Genomic DNA, 18,041 nt, shown 5'->3' with positions numbered 1-18,041 from the left:
AATTTATTTAATGCGTTTTTTCATGGCTTCAACAATATTAAATGCCGCTGGGCAAATGGCTACATTCTTTAACGTCAGATTTGAAATTTGTTGAAACTTTTTTCTGTCTGTATGCGGAAATTCACGACATGCTTTGGGCCTCACATCATAAATAGAACAATAATTATCTGCACCTAAAAACGTACACGGCACACTTTGCAAAACATAATCATTCTCTTCATCTACACGTAAAAATTGGTCAATAAAGCGCTGCGGTTTCATCTTAAAATGCTTAGAGATACGCTCTACATCTTTATCGGTAAACAAAGGTCCTGTAGTTTTACAACAATTTGCACACTCCAAACAATCTGTGCGGTTAAATTCAGCCTCATGCAATTCTTGCATAATATAATCTAATTGCTTTGGCGGCTTCTTTTTTAGTTTTTTAAAAAAGGTGGTATTCTCGTTATGCTTATCTTTGGCCTCTTTAGGCAGATTATTTAATAGGTCTTGCATAAACACAAAAATACGATTTAATTGAAATAAATCCTTTTTAGATTACTAAGAAAATCTACACACCTTATTATGAAAGACCTTTTAGGACAAGCACTTTTAGATTACCAAAACGGAAATTACACCCAAGACCTCATCACATCTACAAACATATCTGATGAAGATTCCTTGCCGCTCCCCTATTTATTTAGAACATTTAAAGACATGCCTAAACTGGAACAAAAGGCTTTAAAGTTAGCAAAAGGGCATGTGTTAGATGTTGGTTGTGGTGCTGGCGGACATAGTTTATACCTTCAAGACAAGGGATTTGCTGTGAAATCTATCGATATTTCTGAGGGCGCTATTGCTGTATGTAAAGCTCGTGGTTTAGATAAGGCTAAAGTGGCTTCTATCTTAGATGAAACTGCACAGTTTGACACGATTTTATTGCTGATGAATGGTACAGGAATCTTCCAAAAATTAAGCTATGTTACCAAATATTTATCGCATCTAAAATCACTTCTGAAACCTAACGGCCAAATTTTAATTGATTCTTCAGACATCCAATATATGTACGAAGATGAAGATGGCGGTTTATGGATTGATACCAATGCGAATTACTATGGCGAACTTGATTATTTTTTAAGTTATAAAGGTCAAAAAGAAGCACCTTTAACGTGGTTGTATTTAGATTTTAACACCTTAAAAACCGCTTGCCTAACAGTAGGTTTACACTGCGAAAACATACTAGAAGGCGAACATTTTGATTATTTAGCCAAACTAACGCTTAGCGAATAGTATAGCCTTTGGCTTCTAACTTGTCGTTAACTTGTTTATACATTTCTCCGCACCAAAAATCTGATATGACTTGCATTTTCTCATTCATTCCAGATTGAGAATTTACCACTTTTTTTCCAGTGTCAGATTTATAAAAACGATCTATTTCCTTTTTATCTTTTTTGGTTAATGCATTCGGATTTTTAATCATGGTTTGTCCTGCAGAGGAACGGTATAAGGCATTCATTTTTTGTACATCTTCAAGCGTAAAATAATCTGAATACACAGCTACTAGTCTATTATTTACATTGGCTAAGGCTTCTGGTTTTACAGATTTAAACTCTGCCCAAGTTTCTGAAGGGATATCTAATTTATTATATTGATCCTGCATTTGTTTAAAACAAGTTTCGAAAATAGATTCGTAATGTGCAGACATTCCTGTAACATTAAGACACTGAGTTGCTTCTGCAACGTATACTTCTGACTGCGAAAACACCGTTAGATTTATAAGTAAACCTATACATAGGGACAAAACAGATTTCATAAGGGTTGAATTTGGTTAGATGGTTTTTAACATAATAAAGATACTAAAAAACGGGAAACTTAACTTTTAAAAAGTGCTACTCGCTACTATAAAAACAAAAAAAGCATCCCGAAGAATGCTTTTTTAAACTGTTAGTTATTCGTTTAAAAATCGAATTTATAAGTTGCGCCTCCTAATATTTGAAAGCCTTGTACGTTGTAATTACTCCAACGTTCATAACTATCTCCAGTAACATTGTTTAAGTTTAAAAACACTGTAAACCTGTTACTAATATTATATCCCGCATTAACATTTACATCTACATAACCATCAATACTTATAGTAGATTCTGGAGTTGTTACATTATCTCCGGTTAATACATTTTGATCTTTACGCTCGCCTACATAAAATATTTTTGCTCCTGCGAACCATTTATTATCAGACAAATAATCACCAAAAACAGACGCCTTAATATTTGGTAAATTCCAAGCTTCATCTTCTAATTCGCTTTGGTAATTCATGTATTCTGCTCTAAGCCCCATTTTCAAGTTGCGATTCATCTCAACATTTAATTCCACTAAAGCCTGAATGGTTTTTATATTATCATACACAACTGTAAATGAGTTTCCATAACCGTAAACATGAGAACCATTCATACTTGTTCCACTTGCTGGGAAAGCGTTTTTTCTAAATAAAGCCTTGTCTCTCTCAGAGGTGTATCCTAATTTAACGTTATAACCAATATCGTTAGTAAACTTTCCTAACATCCCTAAATAGGCATTAAAACTATTATCTGTAGGTCTTACGCTAATTGTAGGCGATAAAAATTGGTTTGCCTGACTAAATTTACGGTAAGAGTTTTGCTCAACATCTCCGGTTAGTCCTCCATAAGCAATAACAACATCGTCTACAATTCTAAACGACCCTGTAATGTTTGGATATAAATATAAATTACTTTCTGTATCATTTATACCCAACATATAGTATGCAGATGCTCCAATATTTAAAGTTAAATTATCTCGTCGCAATTGATACGCTGGAGACACTCCAAATAATAAGTTCCCATATTCTGGAGCATCTATGCTCTGAAAATAACTTTCTCCTGCATGCCCGTTTAAATACTCTAATCTTACGTTAGTTGTTATTTCTTGATCTACAATAGGCAAGTCTACGCGTCCTTTAAAGTTTAAATGGTTCTCACCAGACTCAAATTCATCATAAAAACGTCTAAGTGTTACACTCGCAGATTTTACATAAGTATAATCGAAAGCCACATCTCCAATAGCATATAAATCGTAGTAATTATGTCCCACTTGTTCATTATCGTTCGTCGCATTTTCGTAGCGATTTTCTATACCGTACCAATTGTATTTCTGGCGTTCTAGACCTCCTTTTACACTCCAAGTAATGTCTCGTTGTCTTTTAATGTATTCTAATTCTACATTTGTATTGGTGAAAGAATTATCTAAGATTTTATCGTCAATTCCGCCATCCGACATCTCTTGCGTTAATCTAGCTCCAAAAGAACCAATACGATTAAACTCTTTAGTCACGTATAATTCTGAAACTAAATTCCCGTAAGATCCATAACCTAAAGTGAAGTAATTTTCATAGTATAATTCTGGTTTTTCACGTTCTACCAAAGCTGCTTTTCCTTTAGTAGGAATAAATGTTGAAGCTACAGGCACAGATAATATGTTATAATCTACAGGTTTCTTTGTAGAGGTCGCATTATCGTCTGTTGTTGGTATCGTTTTCACTTTAAACGCATCAGAAATTGTTGGCGTGTAAGGTTTAACGACGTTAATAACATCTGTCTGTATGGTGTCTTTCTCTTGCGAATACATTACGGTCGCACAAAGTAGAAAAACTAGAGGTGTTAATATATATTGAAATGTCTTATACATGATATAAGTAGATTTATGACGTGTTTAGTTTTGGGTTTGAACTGAAGAATTGGTTTTCGCTTGCTCCTTCTTAATTTCGGTTAATTGCTTATTCGCTTCTGAAATAACATCGTTATAAGATTTGAAATTTTCAATCACACTTTCTAAAATGTATGTCGCTTGAAATGCATCTCCTAATTCTTTATAATTCATAGCCATAATAACTAAACCTTTTGCACTAAAATATTTGTAGCTTGAGTAGTCTTTTGCTAAACGCTGAACGGCAATATTAGAATCTTCATATTCGCCATCTTTATGTTTAAAATAGGCATTATAAAACAAAGCTTCAGCAGCAGTTTCTCCTGTAGCCACTTTACTTACTTCTTCGTATGCCTCTTTTGCTAAAACCAAGTCGTTAGAACTAAACGCAGATCTGGCAATAATAATGTGAGCATCACTCTTTATTTTATTATCTATAGATGTATTTGCTAATACTTTATCTGCATAACTCACTGCACTTTTGTACTTACTTAACTGATAATTTGCTTTCATTAAGTTAGATTGTGCAAAAACGACGTTCTGAGGAAAAGCTGCTTCTGTCTCTAAACGTTCTAAGACAGGAATGGCATCTATCCAGTTTTTACCATCTAAATAACTTTGAGACAATCGCATTAAAGCTTCTTCAGAAAATTCACTTCTTGGAGCATCTACAACATATTTATAATGTGGCACTGCGTTAGCTTTTAATCCTTTTTTATAATATAATTGAGCAAGATAAAAATGCGCTTGATTGGTATGAAGACCTGTTTTAAATTGATTTAAGTAGCCGTTAAATTGTTTAATAGCTTCGTCTGTATTATTATCAAGATATTTTTTCTCAGCGGCTTCATATGTCGAGTTATCTAAATCGGCATCTGTAACACGAACATAATCTAAAGTTTCAACCCAACTCGCGTAGGTATCAACTTCTCCCATATCTATATAAATTAAACGCGCTGTAGATACTGCCTGAATAGCTTCTGGCGTACCAGGATAATTTGCAGCTACAGTTTTAAAAATAGCTAAAGCCCCTTCATTTTTATTATCGTTATAAAAAATTAATCCTTCACGAAGCATCGCTTTTGGTGCTAAAGAACTCATTCTATATTCTGAGCCTAATCTATTATACATAGCCACGGCTCTATCATTCTGATTTGTTTTGGTGTACGAATTTCCTAATTCATACATTGCATCATCTCGTAATTTAGATTTTGGATAGTCATCTAAAAAACGTTCTAATTCTGAAACTTTAGTTTTGGAGTTTCCAACATAACCATAACTAATCGCTTTTTGAAAGGCGGCATAGTCTGTTTCAATCTTATTTAACGCTATTGCAGAATCGTAGGCTTTAATAGCACTATCGTAATTGCTACTTACAAAATAACTATCGCCTAAACGTAAATATGCATCATTAAGCTTTGTCTGATCTTCGGTGAAATTAGAAGTAAATGCACTGAAATGTTCTGTAGCCTGAGTGTATTCTTTTTGTTTAAAATAAGCATAACCTAAGTTATAATCTACCACACGACTTTCTTCATTATCTGATGTTGGAAATTGTTTAAACGTTTTAAAGTCTAACACAGATTCACTATAATTATTTAGGTTATAATTACACTCTCCTTTCCAAAAACTTGCACGAGCAGTGTATTCTGGATTTATTTGTGACTTTACAGCTTTATCGAAAAAACCAATAGCATCTTTATAATTTTCATCTTCTAATAATTCTAATCCTCTATAAAAAGCTACTTTTTGGTAAGCTTCTTTACTGGCTGCGTCTTTTTTACCTTCTAATATTTTTAAAGCTTCTTTATAGTTTTTAGATGTAATATAAGAGTCTACTAATAATCCTTCAATTTCTGTACGATTAGCTGTTTCTGGATATTTTGTTAAATAACTAGATAATACAGTAGGTACAGACTCGTAAGGGTTACCGGTTTCATAACTAATTTTAGCATAGTTATAGTAAGCGTCTTCTTGAATTTTAGGTTCAAAATCCATTTGAGAAGCATTTCTAAAGGCATTTAAAGCTTCTGTTTTTTTATTTAAATGAATATAACTTTCACCTAAATGATAGTATGCATTTTGTGCGACGCTATTATCGCCACTAATAATTTTACTAAACTCGGAAATAGCACTCTCGTAATCTGCTTGCTTATAATACGCATATCCTAATAAATAGTAATCTGTATTACTCCATTTTCCTCTTTTACCTTCGTATAAAGATAAATACGGAATAGCCTGATCGTACTGTCCCAAGTTAAAATAACTCTCACCAATAATTTTATTTAACTCAGACTCTTCTTCTCTACTGCTATACGGAATTTGCTCTTCGGCTAAAGCAATTGCTTGTGGAAAATTTCCTAATTTAAAATTTAAATCGGCCTTATAGTAAGACATTTTTTCTTTGTACTTCTCTTGATCTTTAACCTGATCGAAATACTGATTTGCTTGCTTAACATCGTCACTTTGGTAAGCCATATAGCCAATATAGTATTTCGCTTGTGCGCCATAAGTAGCAGAATTCTCTACTTTATTTAAATACGTTCTGGCGTTTTTATAATTTTTAGTTACAAATGCCGTATACCCTTTATTGAAATAATATCTGTCTTTTTCTAAATCTGTTAATGAGCGCTCATCTACACGGTCGTACCATTTTTTTGCACGCGCATATTTTCCACCTTTAAAATAGAAATCTGCAACGTCTATATATGCAGAGTTACGTTTAGGACTTGTAGGAAATTCTTCTACAAATTCTTCAACCAAATCGTCTGCTTTAATCTGATTTAAACGAATAGCCGCACTTGCAATATAATACGCACACTCAGACTGCATCACTTCTTCCTTAGTCTTTTTTTGTATGCTCGTAAATATATTTTGCGCTGCTAAATACTGTTTACTATTGTATAAAGACAGTGCTTTTAAGTATTCGGCCTGATCGTTTGTATAAATCGCGGTTTGTTGTGCGAGCATCTTACTACACACCACAATTGCTAATAAAAATAATACAATCTTACTTCTAGTCATTAACCTTAAGTTTTATTTAAATCAAAGATAATTTAATCTCTATCCTTTAACGAAAATTAATTCAAATATTATTCATTTATATTACAAATTTTAAAATATTTTAAATAAAAAGCAATCTATCTCTATTTTTTAAGTTATTATAAAATGATACATTTACATCTCTAAAAAATCGATCTGATATTATGCCGCAAACTGTACTCCACTTAAAAGATGTTTCTATATTTCAAGGCGAAAGTCTAGTGCTTTCTAATGTAAACGTTGAAGTTTTCAAAGGCGATTTTGTATATCTAATTGGAAAAACCGGTACGGGAAAGAGTAGTTTTATGAAAACTTTGTATGGCGACTTACAGCTCACACAAGGCGAAGGAAGTATTGTTGACTTTGATTTGCGAGCATTAAAAGAAAAAGAAATTCCGTTTTTAAGACGCAAATTGGGTGTAGTGTTTCAGGATTTTAAACTTTTAGTTGATAGAAATATTAATGAAAATTTACGTTTTGTTTTAAAAGCTACAGGTTGGAAAGACAAATCTGCCATGAAAACCCGTATAGATGAAGTCTTAGAGAAAGTAGGTATGAAAACCAAAGGCTTTAAATTCCCTCACGAACTTTCTGGCGGAGAACAACAACGTGTGGCCATTGCACGAGCCTTACTTAACGATCCCGAATTAATTCTTGCAGATGAGCCAACTGGGAATTTAGATCCGCAAACCAGTTTAGAAGTTATGAAGGTGCTTCAGGATATTAATAAAAATGGAAATACTATTTTAATGGCTACTCACGATTATGCTTTACTTTTAAAATACCCAAGTAAAACCTTAAAGTGCGATAACAATCAACTTTTCGAGGTGGTACAACGTAAGAGTGAATAATGCTATCTATATTAATTCCAACATATAATTACAATAGCGTTCCATTAGTAAAAGAGCTAAAAAAACAATGTGTTGAATGTAATATTAATTTTGAAATTTTAGTTTATGACGATGGTTCCAATTCTGATTGTAATGTAATAAATAATGACATAAACCAAATTAAAAACTGTACATATAAAGCCTTTTCTCAAAATATAGGCAGAAGTGCTATAAGAAACTTACTCGCTAAAAATGCTAAGTTTGATTCACTTCTTTTTATAGATTCTGGCACATTTCCCAAAAAAACAACTTTTATCCAACAATATTTAAATTCCTTGAACGACGTTGTTAATGGAGGCATGACATTTACTGATTCAATTCCAGATAAGCCATATATATTACGTTGGATTTACACAAAACACAGAGAATCAAGATCTCTTTGTTCTTCAAATTTTTTAATTAAAAAATCTGTTTTTGAAAAACATCCTTTTGACGAAAGTATCAAGACTTACGGCTGTGAAGACACTCTTTTATTTAATAGTCTAAAAAAAAATAACATTGACATTCTTAAGATTGAAAATCCAGTTATTCACTTTCCAGATGACGATGCTACTACTTTTATAAGGAAAACAGAACAAGCTATGTTTAATTTAACTATCTTATATAAAGCAAAAAAAATCTCTACTCAAGAACACAAATTTCTATTATTTTATTCTAGAATAGAAAGGGTAAAATTATTAAACTTAACAATATTTACCTTTAAGATGTTAAAACCTCTTTTACTTAAAAATTTACTTACTCCCAAACCTAAATTATGGATTTTTGATTTTTATAGATTTGGTTATATATGCGTTTTAAACAAAAAAAATGATTAAATTATCAATTATTATTTCTGTATATAATAAAGAGCGTCATTTAAAAGCCACTCTCGAATCTGTGATTAATCAATCTTACAAAAATTTTGAAATCGTAGTAGTTAATGATGGGTCAACGGACAATAGTTTAAATGTATTACATCAAATTAAAGACCCTAGAATACGCATCTTTAACCAAAGTAATTTAGGAGCATCTGCAGCTAGAAATCGAGGAATTAAAGAAGCTAAAACAGATTACATAGCCCTCCTAGATGGTGATGATATTTGGTTATCAGACTATTTAAAACAAATGGTCGAAATGATAAAATCTCATTCTAATGCAAATGTATTTGCCTGTGCCATTGCAAACACTTATACAAAAAAAACAGTTCCCGTCTCTTACAATTTCAAAGACTCTGAGATTATAAAAATCAGAGATTACTTTAAAAGTAGTTTAAATAGCTACACCTTATTAACTAGCTCTAGCACGATATTCAAGAAGGAAATTATTGATACTGTCGGTTGGTATGACACTTCTATTAAATCGGGTCAGGACACTGATATGTGGATTCGGATTGGTATGCACTACCAAGTTGTATTTTTAAATAAAGTGTTAGTTCATTATAGATACATTAATGATAGCTTATCAAATACCTCTTTTAATCCGAATACAAAACCAAAATACGACAAGTATAATATTGAAGAAGCTTTAAATACCGATTTGAAAGCATTTGTTGACAGAAACAGATACTCTTTAGCTATTTTAAGCAGATTAAATGGCTATAAAACCACATATTATTTTTATAAGAAAGCTATAGACTTAAAGAACTTGCCTTTAGGAAAAAGGATTTTGCTACACTGCTCTCCTTGGCTCTTAAAAACACTTTTGAAAATAAAATCTTTGAAAGGGCAAAAGCTTTATTATATGCCTTTAAAAGACAAATAATCTTCAAAATCCCTGATATAATCATCTTCATTAAATTCTGCTGAAGCTAGCACCAAACAAACTGATCCAGACGAAAAATTTTCAATTTCACGCCAAATACCTGGTACTATTAATAAGCCTTTGTCTGGTTTATTCATGGTAATTAAACGCTCATTACAACCGTCTTTAACTCGAACTTCAAAACTCCCACTAACGGGAATTAAAAACTGATATAACGTCTTATGAGCATGACCACCTCTAAAGGCATCACTGGGCACATCGTAGAGGTAGTAAACGCGCTTAATCTCAAACGGAATACATTCTTTTTCAATAACAGCCAGATTTCCGCGTGCATCTTTAATCTTTGGAATTTCTATGCGCTGTAAATCGTTTACTGTTGAAATAATATTTTGTCTAGTAGTTGTTTCCAATCGTTTGTTATGTTTTTAACCGAAAATCGTGCTACACTTTCTTTTGCATTAGATTTACAGGTTTGGTATAAAGTTTCATCTAAAATTAAACTATTCATTGCTTGAGATATTGCCTTAACATTAAAGTTCTCGACTAACAACCCATTTTCACCAGTTGTAATAACTTCACTTGGCCCAGATTTACAGTCGACAGATATTACAGGTGTTCCCAATCCTAATGCTTCAGGAATAACCATTGGAAACCCCTCATGCCTACTTGTTAACATGGTGAAACGTGCATACTTCACATAAGGATAGGGATTTATTGTAAAGCCTTTAAATATGACGTGATCTATCAAATTTAATTTCACTACATAATCTTGAATGCTTTTTAAATCAGGACCATCTCCAACTATTAATAACTTTACATTTTTTGCTATTAAAATAGATTGTTTGTAAGCATTTAATAATAATTTCAAATTTTTAGGTTCCTCATGAATTCTTCCAAAGAATATAATATAATTTTCAATACCTAAATTGTTTTCTTGTAATGCATTTGCATTTAAATTTAGCGTTTCAAAATCAAAGCCATTGTATATATATTGCACATGATGTAATCCTAATACTTTTTTACAATGTTTTGCTGCAGATTCTGACACGGCAACCATATGTTCATTTTTATATAAATAAGAATTTAACCACGCATAAGGCGTAAAGGCTTTAGAAATCTGGTAACAATGTAGCACATAAACTACAGGAATTCCGGCATAGACCCATTTAGATATTAAAAATTCTCGAAGTGCTTCCACCCGAGATCTTCCGTCTATAATAAGATCGAAACTATGTGTTTTTAAATACCTTCTAAAAACTTGTAAGCGCTGCAACCTCCCTAAAGAAGAATCATCCTTATCTTTTAAAACACCTAAGTTTAAAAGTGTACCTTTAAATTCAAAATCAACGTGATTTAAAACAATTACAACATGGACGTCGTAACCCAAATTCTGTAACATAATCGACAATTGAGCCGACGAACGTTCTGCTCCACCTTTTCCTAAAGAGGATGCCACAATACAAATCTTTTTATTGTTACTTTGCAATACTTAATGGTTTAAATCGATCAAATATACTAAATGAAAATCTTATTAATAGGGGAATACAGCCGACTTCATAATTCTTTAAAGGAAGGTTTAGAAAAATTAGGCCATCATGTTACTATAATTGGATTTGGAGATGATTTTAAAGATTATCCGGTCGATATAAAATTACAAGAGTACTATCAAACAGGACGTTCTAAATTTTTAAAACAGGTAATCTTTAAACTTTTTAAATTAGACCTTGTTTCACGTAATATACAAAAGCAATTCCAATCTTATACATCACAGCTAACCCATTACGATGTGGTACAGCTGATTAACGAAAATGCTTTTAAAACCATTCCTAAAGTAGAAAAAAAATTATTAGAATATATTTTTAGCCACAACAAAAATGTCTTTTTATTATCCTGTGGCACCGATTACACCAGTGTAAATTACGCCTTAAACAAAAAGTTTAAATATTCTATTTTAACTCCATATTTTGAAAATAGAGAATCAAAAAAATCATACTATTACGCCTTAAAATTTTCTACAAAAGCATACAAAGATTTACATCAGTACATCTACAAAAATGTAAAAGGCATAATTGCATCAGATTTAGATTACCATATTCCGCTAGAACATAATCCGAAATACTTAGGGCTTGCCCCTAACCCTATCAATACCGACACATTAAAATATTCTGAAGTCGATTCTTCTAATAAAATTGTAATATTTCATGGTGTAAATGCATCTAAATATTACAAAAAAGGAAATAATTTCTTTACTGAGGCTTTAGAAATTATTCAAAAGAAACATCCAGACAAAGTTGAAATCCTAACTGTTACAAACCTACCATATCACGAATACATAAACACTTTTAATAAGGCACATATTGTATTAGATCAGGTTTATGCCTACGACCAAGGGTTTAATGCTCTAGAAGCTATGGCAAAAGGAAAAGTGGTATTTACGGGTGCCGAACAAGACTGGTTAAGCTATTATAATGTTAAAGAAAACACCGTTGCGATTAATGCATTACCGAATGTAGAATACTTAGTTAAAACTTTAGAATGGCTTATTTTAAATCCAAAAACCATAGAAACAATATCTAAAAACGCACGCCGTTTTATAGAATCTGAACATTATTATATAGATTCTGCTAAACATTATTTAGACTTATGGACAAAAGTTAAAAACGCTTAATCTTCTTCTTCATTTTCGTCATCTTCATATTTGTCTTTAAGTATTTCTGTTTCTCCTATTACACCAAATAAAGACGAACTAAAAATAAGCAGTATAATACCATAATACATCACATAGGTAACAAAGTGCGCAATTGTAGCTCCTTTAACACCGTATAAATCGATGAAATAAATACTTGTTAAATACAATATCATTACAGAAAATGCTTCAGTAATAATATAATGCCAAAACATTTTTTTAGCTAAAAACTGATAAGAAATCACGATAGAAAGCACTTTTATAAAATCTCCTAAAAGCTGCCATAAGAAAAGATCTTCTACAGGTTTAAACTCATCTGTAAAGACAATAGCCACAATAAATCTTCGGAGTAAAAAGATAACCAATAGTCCTAATCCAAAGACAGGAATAATTGTTTTATAGAATCCAAAAACCTCTTCTCTAAACTCTTTATTATTGTCAATTTCAGAAAAACGAGGTAAAATATAAAGTGACATTAACGAGCTCACAAACATTAAATAATATTTTGAAATCCTAGTCATCGCCTCCCAAAATCCAGCATCTTTATACCCTATATTATCGATAATGTACGTCCGAATAGAAATAGCTACTAGCGGTAGTATTAAAGCCGAAAAGAGCGCCATTATAGAATACGAACTCAGATTTTTAATATTGGTAAAATTAACCTGACTGGAACGAATTAAAGGAATTAAACTACGCTGATTAACAACACCTACCAATGTGATTAAAAATATAATAGATTCTGCAATCACAATAGATATTAATGCCCCATCTATTCTGTTTTGGTAAATTAAAATTAAGGTAATTGAAGCGCCTAAAATCTGACCAATAATATTAATTATTAGCAGCATTTTATATTTAGAAAACCCGTTCATTATAGAAAACGCAAACATATTCATAGAGTAAAACGGAAGAGCAATTGCCATAATCCGAATTACATAAGCGTAATCGTTATACGTGGGAAAAATGAGTGTATTTATATACTCGGCATTAAAATAACAAAGAAATGCGACTATTATAGTTGAAATAAAACCCAGATAAAAAGCTGTGGATAAGGTTTTACTAAGCTCTACTGTATTATTTTTAAATTCTGCAATATACTTTACAATACCATTATACATGCCTAAAACAGCAAAGGCTTGCATAGAACTCACTAAGTTTCTTAAATTTCCAATTAAAGCCAAACCTTCTGCACCAATAAAAATGGCAATCGCTTTGGACGTTAAGAATCCGGTCACGATTTTTGTAATCACAGATGCCGAATTTAAAGAGGCAACTTTAATTAAAACATTATTATTTATGTAATCTATTAATTTTCTCAATTAATAAGCGTTTAAGACATTAATTAAATAATCCACTTCATGTGTTTTCATAACCGGACTTATGGGCAAACTTACAATTGTATTATGGATTTGCTCTGTTATTGGGAGCTTTAAATGATTAAAACCTAATAAAGCTTCTTGTTTATGTGGAGGGATAGGATAATGATTTAGAGTTTCTATTTGATGTTTAAGCAAATAGGATGTAAAATTGTCTCTATTGTTTACTCTCACAACAAATAAATGAAACACATGTGACTTAGACCCTGTGTATAAAGGTAATATTATTTTATTATTTTCAATATTTGATAGGTACCGATTTGCAATTTTTCGACGAACGTCATTATCTGCATTGAGTTGGTGTAATTTAACACTTAAAAATAAAGCCTGTATTTCGTCTAATCTGGAATTACATCCAGCAAGTTCATTTACATATTTAGATTTTGTACCGTAATTACGGAGCTTTTTAATGGTATTCGCTAAGTCTAAATGGTTTGTAGTAACCGCACCTCCATCTCCTAAAGCTCCTAAATTTTTACTCGGATAAAAACTAAATGCTGCAGCGTCTCCTAAATTCCCAGCCGTTCTGCCATCTTTATATACTGCGCCGTGAGCTTGAGCGGCATCTTCTATAATTAATAAATTATGCTGATTAGCGACATGTTGTACAGCATCCATATTGGCCAATTGACCATATAAATGCACCACTAAAACGGCTTTGGTTTTTGTTGTTATTTTTGTATTTAAATCGGAAACACATATATTATAGGTATCTAAATCTGGCTCTACCAAAACTGGTTGTAATCCTGCTTGAAGAATGCCTAGCACGCTAGCAATATATGTATTCGCAGGCACCAACACTTCATCGTTTTCTTGCAGTTTCCCTAAAGCTATATAACCTTTTAATATAAGTGTAATTGCATCTAAGCCATTACCAACACCAACTGCATACTTAGTGCCACAAAAGGCAGAAAACTCTTCTTCAAAAGTCGACACTCCTTTTCCTAAAATATAATATCCAGAATCCAAAAACTGCTGAAATCTAGTCTGAAACTCCGGATGAAAACGTGCGTTTATTTTATGTAAGTCTAAAAATTTAATCATATTAAAACAGATTCTAAAGCTTTGTATTGCTTTGTTTCTAAACTATAGAAGTCTTGTACACCTGTTCGTGCCCCAAAACCTTCTTTCCAGAATTGCAGCCCTGTATTAATTTGTTTTCCAGCATTCTCATTCGATGTTCCAAAATCAAAATACAACTGTTTATTAAATACATTTTGAATTAAATGCGCATGTAGAACATCTAAACTCCCTAATTCATTTTTAGACGCATTCCCCGAAATATATTGTGAATGTGCAACATAATCTGTAACAAAAACCGTGGTTCCTGCCACAAGTTGATCGTCGTGATAAACATTAAACTGACGTATGTTTTCAGGAAATTTAGATTTAAGATATGTTATTTCTTCTAAACTGTGTACAGGTGAAGCTTTATGTTTATTTGATAAATTAGGAATTAAAATAGTGTTCCAAAAAGCGTCAAAGGTATGCTCTTCTTTAATAATTAGTTTATGTTTTTCGGCACGTTTACAACCTTCCAATCTACTTTTTGAAAACGCCACTGGCGACTGTAAATTAATAACTGCTAAAGAATCTCTTCGGTATAAATTAGCATTCATTGCAAACATAAGGTACAATAACTCGTCGTTTGGAACAGGCGAATATATAGCGGGCAACACTTTTAAATTAAAAGTACTAATACCTGCTACAGACAACCAATGCATGATGGTTTTAAAACAATCGAAAACCATTTGAAATTTAGTAGCAGGTTCAATTAACAATCCGCCATAAGTTAAACCCTGATGTGAATACAACACATTATCTTTAACATTGGCAGGTAAAAGCGCAATCAATCTATTCTTTTTAAACACCAATAAAGAGTAATCTTTAAAACGATCTTTATGATACTCCATAAAATCTCTATGAAATAAAAACGTTCCATTTTTGGTTTTAGACACAAAAGTGTTCCAAAGCTCAAAATGGGTATCGTTATAGCGCTCTACTTTAAACTGATTCATTATTTAAAAATACATTTTATTGTGTAAGTAAACTATCAATTATTTTCGAAAATTTTTCAGCGCCTGCTACATTTAAATGGTCTACGTCGATAAAATACTGTTTCCCAAAACGTTCAGTATTTAAAACATTAAAATAGACACAATTTTCATAAGTTTTATCCATTAAATTTCCGCTATCTAATGTCCTTTTCCATTGTAAACTGTCTAAGTTATTTACGTAACTACCATAAGCAGGTAGCGTAACTAACAACAAATCAATATTTTTTTCCTTGCATTCGCTTACAATTTTCTTGAGATAACCCAGATTTTCGACATATAAATCATCATGTGACGCTGTATGTTTCTTAGCTATAAGCTCACCTAAAGTTTCTAATCTTGCGACACTGTGTACTGCTTTATGTGTTCCCCAACCCGATGGATTTACATAGTCTGGAGTTTCTTTTAGAATGTAATAAGTGTACAAGCGTTCTAAATTATTCTTGAATTTAACACTAAATATTTCAAAATGATGTTTTATATCGGCATCTACATTTACACCTGTATAGATAGCATAATTTTTAATCCGCCAGCTTTCATCTCCGGTTTTTAATTGTTCGAAAAGTGTGGTATAAGACAATCTTAAAACTACGGTTTCTAAGGCAGGTAATTCATTTATATATTGATGAATGATATCGTAATCTATATCAATAGTCTGAGATATATTTCCATAGTTAAGTGCTTTTTCGGTTAAAAACTCTGGATTGATTCCATATAGAATATGGGAACTTCCAACCAAAAGTGTTTTTATGTCTGCTGTATTCGTCTTTAAATAATCTGATTTTATTTGAAATTCATTAGGAATATGTCGTAACAAATATTCCATAGTACACCCCAAAACCAAAACAGGCACACAGAAAAATAAGAATAGTTTTAGGAATTTTTTCATCTAGAATTGGAAATAAATAAATTGTTGTGGCTTCGCATAAAAATAAAAAATACAGAATATTAAAACGTAATAAAACCCCCATCTAAATGCACGTTTCCAAGTATTTCCTAAGTGTTCTATTGCATATGCGTTTGTTTTACCAAGCCATTCAATACTTGTAAATATTAGTATGAATATAAAAACCACGATGGCATCTGTTCTGTTTGCAAATTGGGGTACCGTAAACAACGATGCCGAAAAAATTGTACTCAGATAACTTACTGCAATATGTAAATTGTCTGCTCTAAAAAACACACGTACTAAAACTAAAAATGTAAAGGTTTTTATAATACCAATCAGCTCACTTTTACTTGGAATAAGATGATTGGATTGCGCTGATTTTTTATCTGTCGGTTTACGTCGCCATATAATTAGAGGCAAAAAATACAAGGCATTAATAAGACCATATACTATAAATTTCCATGCGGCACCATGCCAAAACCCTATTAACACAAAAAGCAATATGGTATTTCTTATTTGAAAAGCTTTATTTCCTTGATTTCCACCAAGCGGAATATACACATAATCCCTAAACCACGTGGTTAACGAGATGTGCCAACGTCGCCAAAATTCTGCTATATTTTTAGCAAAATATGGGAAAGCAAAATTCTTAGATAAATTAAAACCAAACAACCTCGATACTCCGATCGCAATATCTGAATATCCCGAAAAATCGCAATAAATTTGAATAGTAAAAAAGAAAGCACCAATTAACAACGTACTTCCTGAATAGGCTTGGTGATTTCCAAAAAACTCATCGACAAAAAGCGCGCAATTATCTGCAATAACCATTTTTTTAAAGAGTCCCCAAAGTGTTTGTTTCAAACCGTCTTTGGCGTTATCAAAATTGAAAGTCCGCTTACTTTCAAATTGAGGTAATAATTTTTTAGCGCGTTCTATAGGTCCGGCGACCAACTGCGGAAAGAAACTCACAAACGCCATAAAACTGATAAAGTGTGTTGTTGGCTCTAGCTGTTTTCTATAAATATCAATAGTGTAACTTAAAGTTTGGAAGGTGTAAAAACTGATTCCAACAGGTAAAATAATATGTAAAGTAGTGAAACCAATATCACTTCCGAACAACGAAAATGCATTAACGAGATTTTCTAAAAAGAAATTATAGTATTTAAAAACCCCGAGTAAACCAAGGTTAACAACAATACTGACCCAAAGCAACTGTTTACGTTTAAACGGATTTTCTGTTTTATGAAGAGCTAAACCAATAGAGTAATCGACCGTTGTACTAAAAAATATAAGCGATAAAAAACGCCAATCCCACCAACCATAAAAAAAATAACTTGCGGCTACAATTAATACATTCTGTATTCTCAAGGTCTTATTGCACACAAACCAATAGAGTATAAAAACTATCGGTAAAAAGACTGCAAAATCTAACGAATTGAATAGCATAACATAAAATGGTTAGCATTAACTTCTATCACCTAGATACGTTCAGGTTTAAAATAAGTTAAGACTTTATAACTTTTAATTGTGAATATTGATTTTGCTACGAATATAAATATTTAGTGTTGAGTTTTATCCTATTTACACTTACAATGCAGTATTTAAATCATAGACAATACGATGATGAAATAATATATTCGTTCTTATTAAAAATAATTAAAG

At 31.9% G+C, this 18,041-nt stretch carries 16 protein-coding genes; 5 read left to right on the top strand and 11 right to left on the bottom strand.

The features are described 5' to 3' along the window. Positions 1–3: 3 nt before the first annotated feature. Positions 4–495, bottom strand: a complete 492-nt coding sequence (locus tag AST99_RS01140; protein ID WP_057778264.1) for a YkgJ family cysteine cluster protein — start codon at positions 493–495, stop codon at positions 4–6. A gap of 69 nt (positions 496–564) precedes the next feature. Between AST99_RS01140 and AST99_RS01135 the strand changes: the two genes are divergently transcribed. Further along, a complete protein-coding gene (locus AST99_RS01135) occupies positions 565–1,269 on the top strand; it encodes a class I SAM-dependent methyltransferase (RefSeq protein ID WP_057778262.1) in 705 nt (234 codons plus the stop codon). On the opposite strand, the gene AST99_RS01130 is transcribed toward AST99_RS01135, so the two are convergent. The 3 genes from AST99_RS01130 to AST99_RS01120 form a co-directional block, all read right to left on the bottom strand. Then, positions 1,259–1,792: a DUF2059 domain-containing protein gene (locus AST99_RS01130; protein WP_083495565.1), complete on the bottom strand. Its 534-nt coding sequence runs from the start codon at positions 1,790–1,792 to the stop codon at positions 1,259–1,261. The genes AST99_RS01135 and AST99_RS01130 overlap by 11 nt on opposite strands. Before the next feature lie 143 nt (positions 1,793–1,935). Further along, a complete protein-coding gene (locus AST99_RS01125) occupies positions 1,936–3,678 on the bottom strand; it encodes a TonB-dependent receptor (protein WP_069727779.1) in 1,743 nt (580 codons plus the stop codon). Positions 3,679–3,702: 24 nt separating this feature from the next. Then, complete coding sequence (locus tag AST99_RS01120) at positions 3,703–6,720, bottom strand: tetratricopeptide repeat protein (RefSeq protein WP_057778255.1); 3,018 nt, start codon at positions 6,718–6,720, stop codon at positions 3,703–3,705. Positions 6,721–6,902: 182 nt separating this feature from the next. Between AST99_RS01120 and AST99_RS01115 the strand changes: the two genes are divergently transcribed. From AST99_RS01115 to AST99_RS01105, 3 genes are read left to right on the top strand one after another with little or no spacing between them, the layout of a single operon-like run. Next, positions 6,903–7,589, top strand: a complete 687-nt coding sequence (locus AST99_RS01115; RefSeq protein ID WP_057778253.1) for a cell division ATP-binding protein FtsE — start codon at positions 6,903–6,905, stop codon at positions 7,587–7,589. Continuing rightward, complete coding sequence (locus AST99_RS01110) at positions 7,589–8,443, top strand: glycosyltransferase family 2 protein (RefSeq protein ID WP_057778251.1); 855 nt, start codon at positions 7,589–7,591, stop codon at positions 8,441–8,443. The genes AST99_RS01115 and AST99_RS01110 overlap by 1 nt, the downstream gene beginning before the upstream one ends. Then, a complete protein-coding gene (locus AST99_RS01105; RefSeq protein ID WP_057778249.1) occupies positions 8,436–9,368 on the top strand; it encodes a glycosyltransferase family 2 protein in 933 nt (310 codons plus the stop codon). The genes AST99_RS01110 and AST99_RS01105 overlap by 8 nt, the downstream gene beginning before the upstream one ends. On the opposite strand, the gene AST99_RS01100 is transcribed toward AST99_RS01105, so the two are convergent. Continuing rightward, positions 9,344–9,778, bottom strand: coding sequence for a sugar 3,4-ketoisomerase (locus AST99_RS01100; protein ID WP_232301560.1), 435 nt, complete (start codon positions 9,776–9,778; stop codon positions 9,344–9,346). The genes AST99_RS01105 and AST99_RS01100 overlap by 25 nt on opposite strands. Next, the gene (locus AST99_RS01095) at positions 9,739–10,854 is read right to left on the bottom strand and encodes a glycosyltransferase (protein WP_069727778.1); all 1,116 of its coding nucleotides are present in this window, start codon (positions 10,852–10,854) and stop codon (positions 9,739–9,741) included. The genes AST99_RS01100 and AST99_RS01095 overlap by 40 nt, the downstream gene beginning before the upstream one ends. A 33-nt stretch (positions 10,855–10,887) precedes the next feature. Between AST99_RS01095 and AST99_RS01090 the strand changes: the two genes are divergently transcribed. After that, positions 10,888–12,036 carry a glycosyltransferase family protein gene (locus AST99_RS01090; RefSeq protein ID WP_057778245.1) on the top strand — a complete coding sequence of 383 codons (1,149 nt, stop codon included), beginning with the start codon at positions 10,888–10,890 and terminating at the stop codon, positions 12,034–12,036. Here the strand turns inward: AST99_RS01090 and AST99_RS01085 are convergent. From AST99_RS01085 to AST99_RS01065, 5 genes are read right to left on the bottom strand one after another with little or no spacing between them, the layout of a single operon-like run. Beyond that, entirely contained in the window at positions 12,033–13,376 is a 1,344-nt protein-coding gene (locus AST99_RS01085; RefSeq protein WP_057778243.1) for an O-antigen translocase, read from the bottom strand. The genes AST99_RS01090 and AST99_RS01085 overlap by 4 nt on opposite strands. Then, positions 13,377–14,477, bottom strand: coding sequence for a DegT/DnrJ/EryC1/StrS family aminotransferase (locus tag AST99_RS01080; RefSeq protein ID WP_057778241.1), 1,101 nt, complete (start codon positions 14,475–14,477; stop codon positions 13,377–13,379). Next, on the bottom strand, positions 14,474–15,451 hold the full coding sequence (locus tag AST99_RS01075) for a GNAT family N-acetyltransferase (protein ID WP_057778240.1): 978 nt from the start codon (positions 15,449–15,451) through the stop codon (positions 14,474–14,476). Before AST99_RS01075 ends, AST99_RS01080 begins: the two co-directional genes overlap by 4 nt. A 16-nt stretch (positions 15,452–15,467) precedes the next feature. Next, positions 15,468–16,376 (bottom strand): hypothetical protein, encoded by a 909-nt coding sequence (locus AST99_RS01070; protein ID WP_157486271.1) that lies wholly within the window; start codon positions 16,374–16,376, stop codon positions 15,468–15,470. Next, on the bottom strand, positions 16,377–17,747 hold the full coding sequence (locus AST99_RS01065; protein ID WP_307414144.1) for an MBOAT family O-acyltransferase: 1,371 nt from the start codon (positions 17,745–17,747) through the stop codon (positions 16,377–16,379). It abuts the gene before it with no gap. Between the last annotated feature and the right edge of the window lie 294 nt (positions 17,748–18,041).

The organism is Formosa algae, from assembly GCF_001439665.1.
Classification (GTDB): domain Bacteria; phylum Bacteroidota; class Bacteroidia; order Flavobacteriales; family Flavobacteriaceae; genus Formosa; species Formosa algae.
The sequence above is the reverse complement of the archived record's forward strand: the minus strand, read 5'-3'. Positions and strand labels throughout refer to the sequence as shown.

Coding starts and splice junctions, on each gene's coding strand:
- AST99_RS01135 (WP_057778262.1), top strand. CDS start 565: ATGAAAGACCTTTTAGGACAAGCACTTTTAGATTACCAAAACGGAAAT.
- AST99_RS01110 (WP_057778251.1), top strand. CDS start 7,589: ATGCTATCTATATTAATTCCAACATATAATTACAATAGCGTTCCATTA.
- AST99_RS01140 (WP_057778264.1), bottom strand. CDS start 495: ATGCAAGACCTATTAAATAATCTGCCTAAAGAGGCCAAAGATAAGCAT.
- AST99_RS01075 (WP_057778240.1), bottom strand. CDS start 15,451: ATGAATCAGTTTAAAGTAGAGCGCTATAACGATACCCATTTTGAGCTT.
- AST99_RS01105 (WP_057778249.1), top strand. CDS start 8,436: ATGATTAAATTATCAATTATTATTTCTGTATATAATAAAGAGCGTCAT.
- AST99_RS01125 (WP_069727779.1), bottom strand. CDS start 3,678: ATGTATAAGACATTTCAATATATATTAACACCTCTAGTTTTTCTACTT.
- AST99_RS01115 (WP_057778253.1), top strand. CDS start 6,903: ATGCCGCAAACTGTACTCCACTTAAAAGATGTTTCTATATTTCAAGGC.
- AST99_RS01080 (WP_057778241.1), bottom strand. CDS start 14,477: ATGATTAAATTTTTAGACTTACATAAAATAAACGCACGTTTTCATCCG.
- AST99_RS01130 (WP_083495565.1), bottom strand. CDS start 1,792: ATGAAATCTGTTTTGTCCCTATGTATAGGTTTACTTATAAATCTAACG.
- AST99_RS01090 (WP_057778245.1), top strand. CDS start 10,888: ATGAAAATCTTATTAATAGGGGAATACAGCCGACTTCATAATTCTTTA.
- AST99_RS01120 (WP_057778255.1), bottom strand. CDS start 6,720: ATGACTAGAAGTAAGATTGTATTATTTTTATTAGCAATTGTGGTGTGT.
- AST99_RS01070 (WP_157486271.1), bottom strand. CDS start 16,376: ATGAAAAAATTCCTAAAACTATTCTTATTTTTCTGTGTGCCTGTTTTG.